The organism is Dietzia sp. DQ11-44 (assembly GCF_014145205.1).
GTDB classification, from domain to species: Bacteria; Actinomycetota; Actinomycetes; order Mycobacteriales; family Mycobacteriaceae; genus Dietzia; species Dietzia natronolimnaea.
This window is the reverse complement of the sequence record NZ_JAALEC010000459.1, coordinates 1-1,613: the sequence shown is the minus strand read 5'-3', so window position 1 is coordinate 1,613 and position 1,613 is coordinate 1. Positions and strand designations below refer to the sequence as shown.

General features: G+C 73.3%; 2 protein-coding genes. Both read left to right on the top strand.

Features of this window, described 5'->3' with window-relative positions:
* Positions 1-20: 20 nt before the first annotated feature.
* A complete protein-coding gene (locus G6018_RS11835) occupies positions 21-737 on the top strand; it encodes a lytic murein transglycosylase (RefSeq protein WP_182639697.1) in 717 nt (238 codons plus the stop codon).
* A 122-nt stretch (positions 738-859) separates the two neighbouring features.
* Positions 860-1,613, top strand: a 754-nt coding sequence (locus tag G6018_RS11830) for an ABC transporter transmembrane domain-containing protein (protein ID WP_241732075.1), incomplete at its 3' end; no start/stop codon positions are given.

The following is a 1,613-nucleotide window of genomic DNA, read 5'->3' as shown; positions in this document are numbered from 1 at the left end:
TCCCCCGCCGCGCCTGCGCTGTGGCCCTGTCCCTCGCCGCGGCCGTGGTGGCATCGGCCTGTTCCTACGGGCCCACCCGCGAGGCGCCGCCCCCGATCCCTCCCGGCATCCCGCCCGCCGCCGGGGCGCCCGTTCCCGCGGTGGACATCAACGCCCCCGGCCGGACCTCCGATCAGCTGCGGCCGTGGGCGCAGGGGATCAACGAGCAGATGAACATCCCCGTCGCGGCGCTGGCCGCCTACGGCAACGCCGCCGAGACCATGCGGCAGACCCGGCCCGAGTGCAACCTCGCGTGGACCACGCTGGCCGGGATCGGGCACGTGGAGACGCGGCACGGCAGGTACCGGGGTGCCACCCTCAACGACGACGGCTACGCGCTGCCGCCGATCATCGGCATCCAGCTCGACGGCTCGCCCGGATTCGCGCGGATCCCGGACACCGACGGCGGGGAGCTGGACGGGGACCCGGAGTTCGACCGGGCCGTGGGTCCCATGCAGTTCATCCCCGAGTCGTGGCGCAAGTACGGCGTCGACGCCGACGGCGACGGGCGGGCCGACCCCAACCAGATCGACGACGCCGCCGTGGCCGCCGCCCGTCTGCTCTGCACCAACGGGGGAGACCTGTCCCAGGCCGAGAACTGGCAGCGGGCCGTGCTGGCCTACAACGCCTCGCGGGAGTACCTCATGGACGTCCGCGACGCGGCGGCGGCGTACTCGGTGGGGACCACGGCGCCGTAGGGAGGACACGCGTGGACCGCGCGCCGGAGGACGCGTAGGCCACCGCGTTCCCGGGTGGAACTAGTGTCGTGGGTCGGCGAGACCCACAGACGCCCTTCACCATCGGCGGGAGCCCCACACGCATGTCAGCACCCACATCGACGCGCCGGCAGGACACCGGCATCCCGTCGACCGCGAACGGGCTCCTGCTCCGGGCGATCGGCCGTCGCACGCGACTCGTGGGCCCCGGGCTGGTGCTCATGACGATGTGGCAGGTCTCCGAGGCGCTGGTGCCCATCGCGATCGGCGTGATCGTCGACCGGGCGATCATCCCGCTGGACCGCTGGGCGATGCTGTGGTCGGTCCTCGGGCTCATCGCGTTGTTCACCGTGCTGAGCCTGAGCTACCGCTTCGGCGCCAGGCTGAGCAACCGGGCCCTGCAGGACGAGGCCCACGACCTGCGGGTGGAGGCCACCCGGGTGCCGCTCACCCGGCGCCGGGCCATGGACGACGCGAGCTCGGGCGACGTGCTGTCGGTCTGCTCGGCCGACGCCGACGTGGCCGCCCTGGTCTTCCGGCAGATCGCCCTGGGCGGGTCCGCGCTCATCGGCATCGTGGGGATCTCGGTCTACCTGCTGTGGACCGATCTGCTGGTGGGGCTCATCGTCCTGATCGGCGTCCCGTTGAGCCTGGTGTTGGTGGCGCTGCCGAGCCGGGTCATCTCCCGGCACAGCACCGCGCAGCAGACCGCCATCGGCATGGCCAGCAGCCGCGCGACCGACATCATGACCGGACTGCGCGTGCTCAAGGCCGGGGGCGGCGAGCGCTGGGCGGCCGAGCAGTACCGCGACGCCTCCCGCGCCGCGGCCGACGCGGGCATCGTCACCGCCGAGCGCA